Below are 15,555 nucleotides of genomic sequence, written 5' to 3'. Positions count from 1 at the left end.
GCATCATGTAGGCGCTGCATGAGGCCAGCAAGCACTGCGTCAGGAATCCGGTGCAGCGCGCGCTGTACCCGGCTCGCCAGCGCTGCTCCGCTTAGCCCCAGTTCCTCGGCGGGGGTTAGCACCACATTTCTCTAGGTTTTAACCCGGGAACCGCCATCTTTGCTGCACGCGCATGTAACATCGCGCGAATCATACGACTCTTCAACAAGATTCTGCGCCTCTTGGGCTTTGGGTGGGGCCCGCGCTCGTGTGTTCGGTAGCAGGCTGTCCCAGAGTCGAGTTCATATCCAGCGGGCCTGGTTTAGCGGCTCACGCGCGAAGAATGCCGGATTGCTCGAGCGACTCGTCGGCTTCTCTGCCGCCAAATGCCGCTTCTGCAGGGGGCTGGCTCTGCTCCTAGCCCTAGGAGCTCGGTCTGCCTCGGAAGGTGGTTGCCCTGGCGGTATGGGTCTGCACGGTCTGGCTGCGCGCCCAGGCCACCTCCACGTTCCGGAACACGTCCGTGAGGACGTCCTCGCGAGCTGGGAGCCCCTCCTTCTGAAGGGACCGCACCACTACCGCCGGGATAATGTAGTGCAACGCGATCAACCCCGTAGTGTAGTTCCCAAGGTGCTGGCTCGCGAGCTCGGCTACTTCTTTGTCTCCCAGCGCTAGGGCTGTGGTGTTCAACATCACATAGCCGATGGCCGCCAGGCTGAAAGCGGTGTAATCGTCACGCAGGTTCTTGGACTGTCCGTCTTGACGGAGGAGGTCGATGGCCCCCGCGGCTCGTCCAAGGACGCTGGAACCCGCCCGCTTGATTGCGCCGGTCGCCGTGGTCGCGCCTCGCGTTCCCATCAGCTGCTTTAGATTCGCGATATGGAGTTGGATCCAGCGTTGTATTGTCTGCAGATCTGCCCCGACCTGGGGATGGTCTCCCACGGCTCGGATCTGGCCGGACACGGCCTTCTCTATATGCTCCTCGAGGGCGAGCATGTCGGTGATATAGCTGTTGATGGTGTTGGTTGGATTGCGCATTGGTCCTCCAGGAAGCCAGGACGCGTGCTTACGTGAGTGATTTCGAGCCCGGCAAAGCGCCCGATAGTCCTGAGACTCGCCACGCCCCGCTAAACGGATTGGGATAATACCCGCGCCGATCTGTCACTTCGGCCGGCATATGCCGACGACGCTTCACGACCTCTTACCGGTTTGCGGAGCAATCTCTGCGTAATGAACGTTGCTCCCGGCGCATGAAGAAATGATGAGCCGCGGTGCAAAGGATCGTCAAAGGGACGCGGCCCTGGCTGCGAGCAGGCGTCCCCTTGTCGAGGGTGAGTCTATGGTCGAATCCGGTACATGACTTCCTCGCAAGGCTTCGAAGTCGCCGGGCAGACTCCGGGCTGAGATAGCCGAATGCTGTCGCCGGCACAGGGTAGTTGGTGGGGCATCAAAGTTACTTGACGCACTCCATAGTGCCTGGCGCTACTCCATAAAGCCATTCTCGCCGCCCTTTCATTTTTTCTTCACGCGCGCGCACCTACTGTTCTGGCAGACCTCAGCTCAGGAGCACGCCATGCGTCACCTTCTCGTTCCCTTGGACGGCTCGGGTTTTGGCGAAAGCGCCCTCTGGCTTGCGGCTGCGATCGCCCGACGCAAGGGCACCAAGCTCGAGCTGGTGACCGTCCATCCAGCGGCGGTCAATCCCGACATCTCAGCGTCCGTGATGGCGGAGATCGAGGCGATGTCCCGGGCGTACACACGGACGTACCTGGAGGGGCTGGCGAAGCAGGTGCACGGCCGTTTCCATATCGAGGTGAGCACCACGGTACCTGAGGGCGCAGCCGCGACTACCATCGTCGAGCACGCCCAGGCCGATCCACCAGAACTCATCGTTATGACGACTCACGGCCGCTCAGGGCCCAGCCGTCACTTCCTGGGCAGCGTGGCCGACCGTCTCCTTCGGGAGCTACACTGCCCCTTCCTCCTGGTCCGTCCCGCGACCAAAGCGGTGACGAGCGAGTTGCCTTCTGCGGTCCGGGTGCTGGTGCCCCTCGATGGATCAGCGCTGGCGGAGTCGGTGATTGACGAGGTGGCGCGCCTGTTCTCGCCAAGTCAGGTCGTGCTGCATCTGGTGCGAGTCGTCGCTCCTGCCGAGGTCTTTCCCATCGGCGCCCCAATGCCCTTGCCCCCCGCGGGGAGGAACCTGACGGAGGTGCGGCTGGCGTCTGCCCAGCGTTACCTCGAGGGCACCGCCTGGACACTGCGCAAGGCGGGGTGGCATGTGGAGCACGAGGTCGTCACGGCGTGGACTCCCTCGGCGGTGATTCTGAGCTCTGCGGAAGCGCACCGGTGCGACCTGATCGCGATGGCGACCCGTGGGCTCGGAGGGATCAAGCGGATGTTCCTGGGCAGCGTAGCCGACAAGGTGATTCGCGGGGCCACCACGCCGGTGCTCGTCGTGAATCCAGTGGCCGGCGCGTTCAGCCCTACACTCGGTGAATCGCTGGAGACCGCTTCGGAGCCCCAACGGATCATGGTCGCCGGACCGCTCACGGAGCAGCTTGCCCACTGAAAGTGCACCCCGCTCGCGTCCTCGGCTATGCGTCCATGCTTCGTCGAGCACACGGAGGATGTCGGTCCATCCGATCCGATGGTCCTCACGCACTGGCGCCTCGCGCCGAGGGTGGGTGAGGACCAGCTCGGTCCCCGTGCTCCAATCATGGGGTGATGCGCAGCTAGCCAAGAGTCAACGATGAGGGGAGCGTCAGATCGCCGAAAAAGAACGCTGCTAGCTCAGCCCGCCCGGCAACGCACCGAACCGCAGCCTTTGGCAAGCCTTAAGCAAAGCCGGCTGGTCACGAGAATGGGGTGCGTGGCCTCGAGAGGCAGCCGGGAGCGTCTCGAAGGCTGATGCTGCCTCAGGTCAAGGCTGGGCCTGGACGGCAGGGGCGCCCAGCTCGCTCTGGGGCGGAACCCGGTCCCGTCGCGCCGGGAGGTTCGGGCATAGGACGAGCTTACCCTCCAGGCCACCCGCCTCGAGACGACGGTGTGCCTCGGCGACCTCATGGAAGGAAATCCGCTCGGCGACACGCGGCCGAATGGCGCCAATTGCCAACAGGCCGAAAAGCCGCTCCAGGTCCTCGCGGAACCAGGCGGGATGTCGAGCCCGCATCACATTGATGGAGTAGAAGCGGGCGTGTTTGCCGCCGGGCAGAAGCTGCCAAAAATACAAGCGCGCGATCGACATCACGATGGTGCGCATCCGTTGACGCGCCTGCACGCTCGCCGAGAATCCGATGGCGAGGAGCAAACCGCCCGGCTTGAGCGCCGCGAAGGAGCGGCGATAGCCGTGCTCGCCGATGCCGTCAAAGACGACATCGAATCCGCCCGGTAGGACGCGCGCGAAGTCTTCGCGTTGGTAGTCGATCGGCGTGGCGTCGAGCTCGCGGATCAGCGCCGCATGCTCGCCGCGCGCGGCGCCCCACACCTCGAGGCCGGCCAGCCTGCCGAGCGCGAGCAGCGCCTGACCAACGGCGCCGGCGGCTCCATGCACGAGCACTCGCTGGCCTGGCTTGACGTGGGCCGAACGGTGAAGGAGCTGGTACGCGGTCGTCCAGCTCAGGATGAGCGTGGCCGCCTCCGCCGCGTCGACGCCCGCCGGCAGGCGGGCCACGTCGTTGGCCCGGAGCGTGCGATATGCCGCGTTCGACCCGACCACCGTCATGTCGGCCACGTGGTCGCCAACCTCAAAGTCGCGCACGCCGTCGCCGAGCTGATCGATCTCCCCGACGACGTCATAGCCCAGCACGAATGGTGGCTGGAGGCGCATCGTCTGGGGGTAGAGGCGGCGCCGGATCAACACCTCCGTATAGTTCACGCTCGAGGCGAGCACGCGGACCCGGACCTCGCCCCGGCCGGCTGTCGGCCGAGGAGCGTCAAACACCTCTAGCTCGTCGGGACCGCCGAAGCGCCTGAGTTGAACAACTCGATTGCACGGCCCTTCCATAGCACGTTCGCGCGTCACACAGCGTATCGGTACTGAGGCATTGCGTGCTCCGGCTGAAGCCCCATGGAGGACAGTAGGGCTGCACGAATGAAGGAAGGATGAACGTCCGGCGAGGAACGCTTTAGTTGGAGTGTCGCGGTCCCCACGCTTCCGAGTTGCTGTTGCTATCCCCGAGACGTACGAGGAAACGCCGAAATACCCTAGGGAGAACGTCCAACGTGGCTGTTCAAGCCTGCCGCGAGAGCGGCCTCGACCGAGCTACCTTCGTCGCCTTACTTAGGTTTGGAAGAAGACCTTCAACCGAGCGCGGCGCGACGACACGGCGGAAAACCGTCGGCCTGCGCTGCATACCTCAGAGAGCATTGGGTGCAGCATCCCCCGCCACACAGCGCAAAGCGGCTGTCTGTAGGCGCCAAGACATTTTCCCCCAGCCTTCATCCTTTCTTCACCAGAGCCGACTTAGGCTATATCGCAATGGCTGCTCAAGTGGGGCAGTTAGTTGGAGCAAATCGAGGGATCGTCTGCGAGGAGGCTGAGATGGCCGTCACCCAACTAGGCTCCAGAACACCGCCTGCCCCGTCGCGGGGGCAGCTCGTGGACAGGCTCAAGCCACTGCATCGTAGATGGCTTGAGGATCTACGGGCGGTGTTGGACAAGGCCGGAGCGAGAGATTCCGATCTCTGGCCCCGCTGGAATGCCATTCGCTACGTGGATACGGTGTTTTGGGGTCAGTTCGACGTGGAGCGTGGGGCAACCGATCAGCTGAGCCATACGATGGGCGACAAGCGAATCACACGGCTCTGGGCTGCCGGCGAGCTGGTTGCCATGGTGCGCTGGCAACTCTGCCACTCGGTGGGGCTCTGCCATCACGCTGGTGAATTTTCTGCTTTAACCGCCAGACTCCTGAGAGCGGTGGAGCACTGGTTCACTGAGGTGGAGGAAATTGTGGGGTCAATGAGCTGGACTGACTTGTCAATGCAGGTCCGGGAGGATTTTGCCTCGATTGAAAAGGAGAAAGGGCCATGCTGGAGTGATCTCCCGACCTCACTAGTAACGAGCCTATGACTTGACGGCCGATGAACGGGGCGTTAGAACGTCTTCACAAACAGCCCCTTCATGCCCGAGCGGTCTGGGCGGAAGTGGGTCCGACAACAATCAGTACGGGTGAACCTCGCTCTGCTCATTACGGCAGTACGGGAGAACAGACAAGCCATCTGTAAGGCCCCGCGCATGGTAATCAATTCATTTCCCTTTCGTTCGATCCTAGTGCCGCTGGACGGTTCAGCGTTGGCGGAGCAGGCGACGCCCCTGGCATGCCACATCGCCCAACGATCCGGAGGCAAGTTGCGCCTGGCGCTCGTCCACCAGCCGCCCACTCCTCCGCTCGATGTGGCGGTCGCGGAGCTGTTCACCTCCCTCGAGCTCACGACCCGAAAATCAGAGCGGGGGTACCTGCGGGCGATGCAAGGCAGGCTGCGGGAGTCCGGCACGCGGCTCTCCTCGGCTGTGACCCTGACGGGTGCGGCCGGCCCCGGTCCGGCACTCGCGCAATACATCCGGGAGATGGGTATCGACCTGGTGGTCATGGCCACGCATGGGCGAGGTGGAATCCGACGCGCTTGGTTGGGTAGCGTGGCGGATTACCTGATCCGAAACCTTGCCGTCCCGGTGCTCCTGGTCCGACCGGAAGAGAACGGGCGAGCTTCCGATCGCGCGGCGCGTGCTGGGGGGATTCTTGTACCGCTGGATGGTTCTCCCCTCGCCGAGGAAGCGCTCGACCCGGCCGGCGCGCTCGCGCGAGTCTTTGACGCGGAACTGACACTGGTACAGATGGTCCGCCCGGTCCTACTGGCCACCAGCTCGGCATTTCCATACCCGTCTTCCTACGACGAGGAGCTCACCGAGCTGTGTCGAGCACAGGCGCAGGATTATCTAGATGACGTCGTCGAGCAAATGCAGAGTCGGGGCATCCGCGCCAGCGGTGCGGCCAGGGTGGCCTGGACTGCCGCAGATGCCATTCTCGACCTGGCACGCCCGGAGCGTGTCGCTCTGGTGGCGCTCGCCACCCACGGCCGTGGGGGGGTGCGCCGGCTTGTGCTCGGCAGTGTGGCGGACAAGGTGGTACGTGGCGCGGACGTTCCAGTCTTGGTGTACCATCCAACCGGTCGGGGCAAGAGGAGTCGGACGTCGCGCCGGATCAGGTCAGGGCGTTCACGAAGCACACAGGAGAGCAGACGATGATGCCGTACGGCGGAATGAGTGGAGTCGCCTTCGGATACGGGATTCTGTGGATTCTCGTCGTAGGCGCGGTTGTCACGACACTGTGGCGCGGGATGCTGGCGCAGGAGAAGATTGCTCGGCATTTGGAGGCCATCGAGCGCTCACTGGCCCAGCGTTCCGTGGCGCCCTGAGAGATAATGCGGCTGCCGTTCGACACGCACCAGTTCTTCAGTGTTTTCGTGCGGTACAACACCGCGGTGTGGCCAGCCCAGGTGGCCCTCACGCTCGCGGCGTTGTGCGCCGTGGCCCTAGCGCTCTGGCCCCGGCGCGGATCCGATCGAACGATCGCGGTCATTTTGGGTGTCCTGTGGCTCTGGATGGGCGTCGTCTACCACCTGGTCTTCTTCCGATCAATCAACCCTGCTGCCGTGGTGTTCGGAATCCTCTTCATATTGGAGGGCGTGCTCCTGATTGTTTTCGGCGGGTGGCTCGGCCGCCTGCGCTTCGCGTGGACGCCGACGATTTCAGGGCTCCTCGGAGCCGCCCTTATCTCCTACGCCCTGCTTGTGTACCCGACCCTGACGCTCGTGCTCGGTCATCAATATCCGGCCGCCCCCACCTTCGGCCTGCCGTGCCCGACGACTATCGTGACGCTCGGGCTCCTGGCCTTGACGTCGTCGCGCCCCCCCTTGAGCGTGCTCGCGATCCCGTTGCTCTGGTCGGCGGTAGGGGTTTCGGCTGCGGTGCAGTTGGGTATCTGGGAGGATCTCGGGCTTGTGGCAGCGGGGGGCCTCACATTCCTAAGCCTGCTTACTCAAGTTCCACCGCGCCGAGATACGCCGTTCCGACCGTGACGTCATCTCGGCGTTGCGGTCAGTCCACTGCTGCACCGGCAACCCTAGTCGTCGCGGTGGTCCGACGCCACGACTGATCGGGTGTTGGAAGAATAGGGTGTAGAAGGCATCCTCATCTCACCGCTGCTGGGAGGCTCCGATGGACCTCAGCGCCGCTCATTTACATCTCGTGCTGAACCACATTCCGGTGCTCGGCACGATGCTGTTCGCACCGCTCGTGCTGCTCTGGGGTCTTGTCCGCGGGTCACGCGACGGTACGCAGATTGGTCTGCTGCTGACAGTGCTGCTTGCGGTGACGGCCATTCCCATCTACCTCACCGGCGAACCGGCCGAGGAGCAACTCGAGAATCAGCCATGGTTCGACAAGCAGCGCGTCGAGGCTCACGAGGAGCGCGCCGAAGCCGGGCTCATTGCGGTGCTGGTGACCGGCGCAGTGGCCGTCGCTGGGCTGTGGCTCGCTCGCGGTGGGCAGCCCCAACGCCGGAGCCTCACTGGCGTGGTGCTCGTCGGGTTGCTGGTGAGCGCCGTGCTCTTCGCGCTTGCGGCCATAGAGGGCGGCCAGATACGCCACGACGAGATCCGCGCGGCCGCGTTTGCACCACAATCGATGGACTCGAGATCCACATAACTTGCATGCGTACGCTTCATCGTGAACTGCATCGGACCGAGCGCATCGGGTGGCTGCGGGCCGCCGTGCTGGGAGCCAACGACGGGATCGTGTCCACCGCGAGCCTCCTGCTGGGGGTTGCTACGGCCGAGGCCTCTCGCCCGGCCGTGCTCGTCGCCGGGGTCGCTGGGCTCGTCGCGGGCGCAATGTCGATGGCGGCGGGAGAATACGTCTCGGTGAGCTCCCAAGCGGATACCGAACAGGCCGATTTGGCGCGGGAGCGGGCCGAGCTGGCCGCCAGCCCTGCAGCGGAGCACGCGGAGCTCGCGGCGATCTACGTGCGTCACGGTCTTACCCCTCCACTCGCGGCTGAGGTGGCGACGCAGTTGATGGCGCACGATGCGCTCGGCACCCATGCCCGAGATGAACTGGGCATCTCGGCGGCGCTGCAGGCGCGGCCGGTGCAGGCGGCGATAACGTCAGCGCTGACGTTCGGGGTGGGGGCTGCCTTGCCTTTGGTCGTGGCGAGCCTCAGCCCGACGCACCGACTCGTGCCCCTCGTTTCGGGAGCCTCGCTCGCTTGTCTCGGGGCGCTGGGCGGGCTGGCCGCCCGGACGGGGGGGGCGCGGCCCTGGGTGGGTGCCCTTCGTGTCGTGTTCTGGGGCGCGCTCGCGATGGGCCTCACCGCGGCCATCGGGACACTGTTCGGCACGGCGGCCGCGTGAGAGCCTAGCGGCAGTGGCGGGCCCGACTGCAAGAAGGGCTGGATAATGCAGGCCAGCCATGTATCTAATTGGCCCGGCGAGCTAAGGCCGGCGTACGTAACGTGTACCCGTGGGCGTGGTGTTGTGTACCGCAGTCTCTACGCTGGGCAACGACTCGGCCGAGCGCGGGTTGTCCTTCTGCCCGCTTGAGAGCTACTCCTGATTGGAGGCGCTGGACCCGCACTGGGAACCAGCATCGGTTATGTGATCTGACTCCCGCACCGGGCGGTAAGCTGCCGGCGCTTCCTCGCCCCGCTGCGCGTCACTGCCGAACTGCCGCATGCTCGCGGAGCGGGAGTGAGGGTTACAAGGTGACGACCTCTTCAATCGAGCGCTGTGCGACGCGGGCTCCAGGGGACCTCGGCGGGAAGGCGGCGCGCAGCGCGTTGAGGATCACCGCAACGTCAATCCCCTCCTGGAGCAGCGCGCCCGCGACTGGTGGGATGTAACCCAGGCCGGCCGCGACCATCGCCAGGCCGCTGAGCCCGAGCCCGGTCCAGATGCTCTGCCGCGCCAGCCTCAGCGTGCGATGACTGATGGCGATCGCCTCCTCGATGCGGGTCGGATCGTCCGCCAGGATGACTGCATCCGCCGCCTCCGCTGTGATCCCGCCGCCGCCGCTCGCGAGGGCGATTCCGACCGTGGCGCTGCTCAGGGCTGGGGCATCATTGGTCCCGTCACCCACCATCAGCACGCGCTCGCCCTCTTTCACCAGCCGCTGGACAAACGCCACCTTCTCGGCCGGCAGTAGTCCGCCATGCGCCTCATCGATGCCGACCGCTCGTCCGACCGCCGTAGCGTTGGCCTGATCGTCGCCCGAGAGGAGAAGCGTGCGCCGAATACCCAGGCGTAGGAGTGCGACGAAGAGCTCGCGCACCGCCGGGCGAATCCGGTCGGCATACTCGATGACGCCCGCCCCGTGCCCGTCGACGGCAACGTAGGCGCGGAGCCCTGCACCGTCCGTTGCCGCCAGGGCCGTGTGGAGTCCGGATTCGGACTCCGGGTGGCGTCGCACCACAAACGACCAGCCGCCCACCGTCACCCACCGGCCTTCCACCTCACCAGTCACCCCTTCGCCAGGGGCCTCCGTGATCTCGCGTCCGTGGGGGAGCGCAATCCCCCGCGCGAGCGCCTCGTCGATCAGGGTACGGGCGAGCAGGTGGCCGGAGCCGTGCTCGACGCCGCTCGCCAGCCGGAGCACCTGCTCCGGCGTGAATGGTGGCAGCGCGAGCACCCGAGCGACCTGGGGCCTGCCGATGGTGAGCGTGCCGGTCTTGTCGAAGACGGCGACCGTGACGCCTGCAAGCTGCTCCAGCGCTGAGCCGTGGCGGAAGATGATCCCACGACGGGCGGCGCGGTTAATGCCGCCCACGATGGCCACCGGAGTGGCGAGAATGAGCGGACACGGCGTGGCCACGACCAGAACGGCGAGCACACGGATGAGGTCGCGGGTGAGCAGATAGCCGACGAGGCAAACCAGCAGGGTGAGCGGGGTAAACCAGCGGGCGTAGCGGTCGGCCAGCCGCTGAAGGGGCGCCTTACTCTCCTGGGCAGTGCGGACGAGTTCGACGATGCGGGCGTACTGGCTCTCGCGCGCAGGCGCCGTCGCGTGGACCCGGAGCGGACTGTCCAAATTGAGGCTGCCGCTCAGGAGGCGCACGCCGGGCGTCGCCGTGACCGGCACCGGCTCGCCAGTAAGCCGAGCGGCGTCCACGTGCGACTGGCCTTCGACGACGACCGCATCGCAGGCAAGGAGCTCGCCGGGGCGGAGAAGGAGTTCGTCGCCCACGGATACGACGTCAGCGGCGATGTCATCGAGTCCCGCAGCGGTGACTCGGTGCGCCAGGCGCGGGGCTGCGGCCTCGAGCTCCCGTACCGCCAGGGAGGCTCGCCCTTCAGCATAGCGCTCAAGCGCCTCCCCGCCCGTCTGCATGAACACCACAATGAGCCCCGCGAGGGGCTGCCCAAGGAGCAGAGCGGTCACAATGGCGAGCATCGCCACGACGTCTGTCGCGAAGCGACCGGACGCCATGCCGCGCAGCGTGCGCCAGACAACCGGCAGTCCCGTGAAGGCGAGCCCGCCCGACCAGATCAGAAAGGCAACGCCGTGCGACACGATCACTCGGGAAGCCAGCCCGAAGATGATGGAGAGGAGTGCCCCTGCCGGTAGGATCGCGGCACCAGGCGGAATCAGCCGGTCCGCGAGATCTCCTTGTTTCCGCCTCCGCGCGGACTGAAGTGCACCCGTCACACCACCTTGCTCTCCGAATCGAAGTGTATGTCCCGAACGTTAACCAGCAGCGTGGCCCCCGGATCGCCTGCGTTCAGTCGTCTATCAACTGGTACGCTGAGGTCCAATAGTCCTGAACCACGGTGGGAAGGGCAAGCCGGTCCGGACGGCGTTGGCTCATAAGGACGCCAATCAGCTCCTCCTTCGAGTCGACCCACCATGATGTGCCGAAGGCACCGTCCCAACCGAAACGCCCCGGCACATCCGCGATATCGTGGCGCCCGGTAACGATCCCTAAGCCGAGGCCCCAGCCGTACCTGTCCCAGAAGTGTTCGAAGAACGGCGAGGCCACCTTCTGCTCCAGCGTGAGGTGGTCCATGGTCATCAGCTCGATCGTAGGCCGCGACAGAATGCGCTCGCCGCCGGACACCTCGTGTCCTAACATCATCCGACCAAAGGCGAGCAGATCGTCCAGCGTTGAGACGAGCCCTCCAGCACCGGATTCGAAGACGGGCGACTGCGCGGCGTATCCGCCACGCGCTTGATCCACGATGACGAGCTTTCCGGTGACCATGTCCCTCCCGTAGCAGGTCGGGAGCCGATCGAGGTTCGCCTCCGGAACATGGAAGCCGGTGTCCACCATGCCGAGCGGCTCGAAGATGCGCTCGCGAAGAAAAGCTCCCAGCGACGTGCCCGAGACTCGAGCGATCAGCACGCCCAGGATCTCGCCACTCATGTGGTACAGCCATCGCTCGCCGGGCTGATGCACGAGCGGCAGGTTGCCCAAGCGCGTCATGAACTCGTCCGCTGTGCCGGCAAAGGGCCATTCGCTCAACGGCAGGCGTGCTTCCGTCAGTGCCTTCTGGAACGGACAAGTTGGTGAGAGGAAGCCCACCTCGCCGTACCCCGATCGAAACGTGAGGAGGTCGCGTAGCGTGATCGGGCGCTTCGCGGGCACGGTGTCATCGAGCGGACTGTCGATCGTCCGCAGGACCCTGCGGTTCCTGAGTTCCGGCAGCCATTCATCGACCGGATCGTCGAGCCTGAGCTCGCATTCTTCCACCAGGATCATGGCGCCCACGGCCGTGATTGGCTTGGTCGTAGAGGCGAGCCGGAAAATCGTGTCTCGTCGCATCGGCACGTTGCTGTCGAAGGCCATGGTGCCGATCGCCTCCACGTGCTCTCGCCCGCGCTGGTGTACGACCGCAACGAGCCCGGGAACGTCGCCACTTGCGACATGACGTTGTAGAGCGGCATGCATGCGCGCCAGCCGGGCGCTTGAGAAGCCACGAGTCTTGATCGTGGACGATCGGTTGGATGTGTTCCCGTGCCTCTGGGCAAGAAGGGAGCGGTCAAGCATGGTGATCCCCTTTGAGACAGACGTTTGCAGCATGTGGTTAGATGACCAATCACCTGCGCTTCGAGCCCATGGCTAGACGTGACCGCCAGCGCGGGGACCCGCCTAGAGCACGGTCTCGCAAGGGCGGATGGAAACAGTGCAGAGGAAGAGGACAAGAAACTGTGAACGAGGCGTGAGAACGTCTTCACGAACGGCGGCAAGGACACGACAGCTTCTCATCCCGATGCCCTCCCGCACGCGCATTCAAGCAGCCCTGGCCCGTGCCGAATTGGCGCGCATCCGGTCTTCCCAAACGTGACCTGGTTGGGGAGCTCGGGATCGAGTGCCCGCCGGGTTGCCCCTCTAAAGAGGTTGTCCTCGCGGCTTCGTCCCGCCTTCATACGCCAGCCGCCATGTTCTATGTATGCTCGCCGTGTGTCGCTCTCCTCTTCAGGAAATTCCCCGCGCACCGGCGGCAGACCAATAGTCCCTTTTCGCAAGTCCATGGAGCGTCTCCATGCGAACATCTAGCGCAATCTGCGCCACCCTGGCGCTCTCGATTGTGGCGTGCACCTCCGAGCCAACATCCCCGGATTCCTCGGGCAGTCCTAGCTTGGATCGCTCCGCATCACGGGCGTATACCCCCGTGCCACTCAGCCCGCTGCTCTACGCCTCCGACATCAACGCCGCTGGCCAGGTGGTGGGCAGCATTGACACGCGAGATGGCTTGCATCCGGCCGCATGGACCAAGGGCGTCCCGACCGACTTGGGGAAGGTCCCCAACGTCGAGGGGTTTTACAGCTTCGCGACGGCCATCAACACGCATGGCCAAGTGGTGGGTTACACCGAGCTGGCGACACAGGAAGTCGAATTCGAGGCGTTCCTCTGGGAAGATGGGGTGTTCACCGACCTCGGTGTCGGAATCGCGACGGATATCAACCCTGCGGGCCAAGTGGTGGGGTCCACGGAACACGTGGCCTGGCTGTGGCAGAACGGTGTCCGGACTGATCTCTGGAACGGCCAGGCCACAGGCATCAACCCCGCTGGCCGTGTCGTGGGAGAAACCCAGGGGGGGCGTGCCGTGCTCCTAGACAAGGGAGTAATAAGGGACCTGGGTACGCTGGGTGGAAGCTACAGCAAGGCAGAGAACATCAACCCGGCCGGCCAAGTAGTGGGCTGGAGCTACTTGCCAGGTGACTCCGTAATCCATGCCTTCCTATGGGAGAAGGGGGTCATGCGAGATCTAGGGACCCTGGGCGGACAGAACAGCTTTGCCAGGGGAATTAACCCTGCAGGTCAGGTCGTGGGTCAGAGCGCGACCGACACTTCAGGTTTTCGCGCGTTCGTGTGGGACAAGGGGGTCATGTCGGAACTGGTCCCATTGGAGGGGGACGTAGCGGATGCCGTGGCCCTCAATCCGGCGGGCGAGGTCGTGGGCAACAGCGGAGGCGGGCGGGCCACCCTCTGGACGCGGAACCCTTCAAGGTGACGTCGCCGCGAGCAGCTTACCCAGCTTCTCCGCCTTCTCGGTCGGGAGCGTGGTCCTGAGCACCGTTTCGCCGTAGCCACGGAAGTGCTCGGCGATCTTTCCGGCTCTTTCGCCTATTTGCAAGGTCTGAGGGACTAACTGTGCGAGTTACCCGTCGCGTGATCCGGCGTCGGAAATTCTTCCGGCCGCCGCTCGAAATCGACCACTCCGCATCGGCAGGTGGCGGAACTATTGGTCGTGGGCTAGGCGTAGGCGGGTATTAATTACGGCTTCGGCCCTCATGCCGGTCGCCGAACTGGGGGTCGACTACGATCAGCTCGCCGAATTGACGGCGAGAAGTATGGAACAGGCTGACGCGGAGCACTGGCGTCGGCACGCGAAGAAACGTCGCACCCGAGCGTTCTCGGCTGTTTTTGATTTCCCCTACCGCCTGGATCGGCTTGCCGGCGGGTCGCTCCGGTCGATGGTGGATCCCGGTGCCTACATCGCCATCCCCTCGGAGGGAGACCACACAGCGCTCGTGGAGAGAGCATCGAGCGCTGCCGCCCGCCCGTTCCAGCCGTCAGGCGGTACGCCTCATGAAGAATCTCGTCCCCGTCGACGGCGTCGGTCTTAAAATGTCGGAGCGCGGCCAGATCGAATCGGATCTCCGGATACGGCGCCCGAACCGACACCGACCGCTTCCCACTCGCTTCCCACGGAGTAAGAAGCGCCTGCAAAACCAAAACCCGGCAACTACATAACAGTTGGCCGGGGGACGCAGCCCGGTGGTCACCGGGATCGGCGCCATGGCGCCGTAGGACGACGCGGTGGCCTGGGTGGCCGAATCAACAGGTCCCGCTCTGGTACTCTTGGGCGGGATGCTGATCGGAAGTGCAGGCCTCGCGCGCCGCCGCGTCCTGGGCGAGCCGGAGCAGCAATTTCTGCGATTGCCTCGGGACCTTATCCCAGGCAACCCGGCCCAGGGTCTCCTCGGTTGAGTGACACCAGTGCTCGAGCGCCTGGCGAAGCTCCCTCGTGAAGCTGGTGAACTCCGCCCCATGCTGGCAGAGGCCGACCAGGTGCTGGAGGTGGTCGCTAAGCAGGTCGAGCAGCTCTCCGAGCGCCCAGAGTGTCGTGGCTTCCGAGTCGGTCAGCGTCCTCGGAACGTCGGCCAGTGCCGTCCGCTCCCGTAACAGGCGCTCAGCGAAGGTACTATTGAGGTAGCGGATAGCGTTCCAGCGACTCCAGACGCCCGCGTCCTCATGCTGAGTCGGCTCCAGCATCTCCGCCACTTCCTTAAGCCAGGGTGCGTGGATTCGCTCCAGGACTCGTCGGATCGTGGTGGGAGCCGCGCCGACGACCGGGCGTCGCGCTGGAAGAGTGCATCCGATGGTGGTCATGATTGTCTCCTCATCGCGCGCTTCGACTCCAGAGCGGCATAGAGCGGGCAGTGGCCCGTGAGTGCGGTGCCCAGGGGGAGCAAGCCCACCAGCGTCAGATAACGCCATGGGGGGGTGAGTGCTCCGTACAAGCCCAGGAGCAGCACGCCCAGAATAAGCCGGGCCAGCCGCTCCGTGATTCCCATGTTGCGGCTCATCGGGCCCTCCTAGAGTGGAATGGTGAGCACCGCGCACGGCGCGGTGTGGGACACCCGCCGGGCGGTGCTCCCCGCCTCGATCACGCCGGCTGGTCCACCACGATGACAGCCCAGCACCAGCACGTCGGGCGGACGCTCGTCCACCGCGGCCAGGATCTCTTCTGCAGGGTCGCCGCGGCGGACCTCGACGGCCCGGCCGAAACTCCCGCGGGCGCGCGACTGGGCCCGGGTGCTCCGCGCGGCCGGGGTGGCCTGCGCCAGGTGGGCCGGCTCGCCGAGGTGCACCCGCTCGACCGTGAGCGCCTGGAGCTCGGCCCCGAGCTGCCGGGCGAAGCCGTCGGCGGCCTGGAGCACCACCATCCCCCGCTCCGAGCCGTCGACCGCCACCATGACCCGCTCTGGCCGGCCGCCCTGCGGGGGAACGAACAGGCAGGGCAGCCGGCTGCGCCGCCCGACCGCGTCGGCGGTATCCCCCAGCAGCAGACGGG

The 15,555-nt window shown here is 65.2% G+C and carries 15 protein-coding genes; 8 read left to right on the top strand and 7 right to left on the bottom strand.

Going from position 1 to position 15,555, the window contains the following annotated elements; genetic code table 11:
• Positions 1-402: 402 nt before the first annotated feature.
• Complete coding sequence (locus VHR41_07275; GenBank protein ID HEX3233982.1) at positions 403-1,017, bottom strand: DUF892 family protein; 615 nt, start codon at positions 1,015-1,017, stop codon at positions 403-405.
• A 535-nt stretch (positions 1,018-1,552) separates the two neighbouring features.
• Between VHR41_07275 and VHR41_07270 the strand changes: the two genes are divergently transcribed.
• Entirely contained in the window at positions 1,553-2,551 is a 999-nt protein-coding gene (locus tag VHR41_07270) for a universal stress protein (GenBank protein HEX3233981.1), read from the top strand.
• 351 nt (positions 2,552-2,902) lie between these two features.
• Here the strand turns inward: VHR41_07270 and VHR41_07265 are convergent, their stop codons facing one another.
• Complete coding sequence (locus VHR41_07265; protein ID HEX3233980.1) at positions 2,903-3,985, bottom strand: medium chain dehydrogenase/reductase family protein; 1,083 nt, start codon at positions 3,983-3,985, stop codon at positions 2,903-2,905.
• A gap of 537 nt (positions 3,986-4,522) precedes the next feature.
• Between VHR41_07265 and VHR41_07260 the strand changes: the two genes are divergently transcribed.
• From VHR41_07260 to VHR41_07235, 6 genes are all read left to right on the top strand, one after another.
• Positions 4,523-5,050, top strand: a complete 528-nt coding sequence (locus tag VHR41_07260) for a hypothetical protein (GenBank protein HEX3233979.1) — start codon at positions 4,523-4,525, stop codon at positions 5,048-5,050.
• 51 nt (positions 5,051-5,101) lie between these two features.
• Entirely contained in the window at positions 5,102-6,226 is a 1,125-nt protein-coding gene (locus VHR41_07255) for a universal stress protein (GenBank protein ID HEX3233978.1), read from the top strand.
• A complete protein-coding gene (locus VHR41_07250; protein ID HEX3233977.1) occupies positions 6,223-6,396 on the top strand; it encodes a hypothetical protein in 174 nt (57 codons plus the stop codon). The genes VHR41_07255 and VHR41_07250 overlap by 4 nt, the downstream gene beginning before the upstream one ends.
• A 6-nt stretch (positions 6,397-6,402) precedes the next feature.
• Positions 6,403-7,059 (top strand): DUF6064 family protein, encoded by a 657-nt coding sequence (locus VHR41_07245; protein ID HEX3233976.1) that lies wholly within the window; start codon positions 6,403-6,405, stop codon positions 7,057-7,059.
• Between the two features lie 139 nt (positions 7,060-7,198).
• A complete protein-coding gene (locus tag VHR41_07240) occupies positions 7,199-7,687 on the top strand; it encodes a hypothetical protein (protein HEX3233975.1) in 489 nt (162 codons plus the stop codon).
• A 5-nt stretch (positions 7,688-7,692) separates the two neighbouring features.
• Positions 7,693-8,391 (top strand): VIT family protein, encoded by a 699-nt coding sequence (locus VHR41_07235; protein HEX3233974.1) that lies wholly within the window; start codon positions 7,693-7,695, stop codon positions 8,389-8,391.
• 343 nt (positions 8,392-8,734) lie between these two features.
• Here the strand turns inward: VHR41_07235 and VHR41_07230 are convergent, their stop codons facing one another.
• Together VHR41_07230 and VHR41_07225 are read right to left on the bottom strand one after the other, a co-directional pair.
• Positions 8,735-10,681, bottom strand: coding sequence for a heavy metal translocating P-type ATPase (locus VHR41_07230; protein ID HEX3233973.1), 1,947 nt, complete (start codon positions 10,679-10,681; stop codon positions 8,735-8,737).
• Positions 10,682-10,754: 73 nt separating this feature from the next.
• The gene (locus tag VHR41_07225; GenBank protein HEX3233972.1) at positions 10,755-11,921 is read right to left on the bottom strand and encodes a serine hydrolase domain-containing protein; all 1,167 of its coding nucleotides are present in this window, start codon (positions 11,919-11,921) and stop codon (positions 10,755-10,757) included.
• Between the two features lie 724 nt (positions 11,922-12,645).
• Between VHR41_07225 and VHR41_07220 the strand changes: the two genes are divergently transcribed.
• Positions 12,646-13,488, top strand: coding sequence for a hypothetical protein (locus VHR41_07220; protein ID HEX3233971.1), 843 nt, complete (start codon positions 12,646-12,648; stop codon positions 13,486-13,488).
• Positions 13,489-14,315: 827 nt separating this feature from the next.
• On the opposite strand, the gene VHR41_07215 is transcribed toward VHR41_07220, so the two are convergent.
• The 3 genes from VHR41_07215 to VHR41_07205 all read right to left on the bottom strand — a co-directional run.
• A complete protein-coding gene (locus tag VHR41_07215; protein ID HEX3233970.1) occupies positions 14,316-14,870 on the bottom strand; it encodes a hypothetical protein in 555 nt (184 codons plus the stop codon).
• Entirely contained in the window at positions 14,867-15,067 is a 201-nt protein-coding gene (locus VHR41_07210) for a DUF2892 domain-containing protein (GenBank protein ID HEX3233969.1), read from the bottom strand. The genes VHR41_07215 and VHR41_07210 overlap by 4 nt, the downstream gene beginning before the upstream one ends.
• A gap of 9 nt (positions 15,068-15,076) precedes the next feature.
• Positions 15,077-15,555 (bottom strand): universal stress protein (locus VHR41_07205; protein HEX3233968.1); only part of this gene is annotated, 479 nt, incomplete at its 5' end.

The sequence above is a fragment of the Gemmatimonadales bacterium genome (assembly GCA_036265815.1).
Classification (GTDB): Bacteria; Gemmatimonadota; Gemmatimonadetes; order Gemmatimonadales; family GWC2-71-9; genus CAVVWJ01.
Note: the sequence above shows the minus strand (reverse complement) of the source record. Positions and strands in the feature narration are given on the sequence as shown.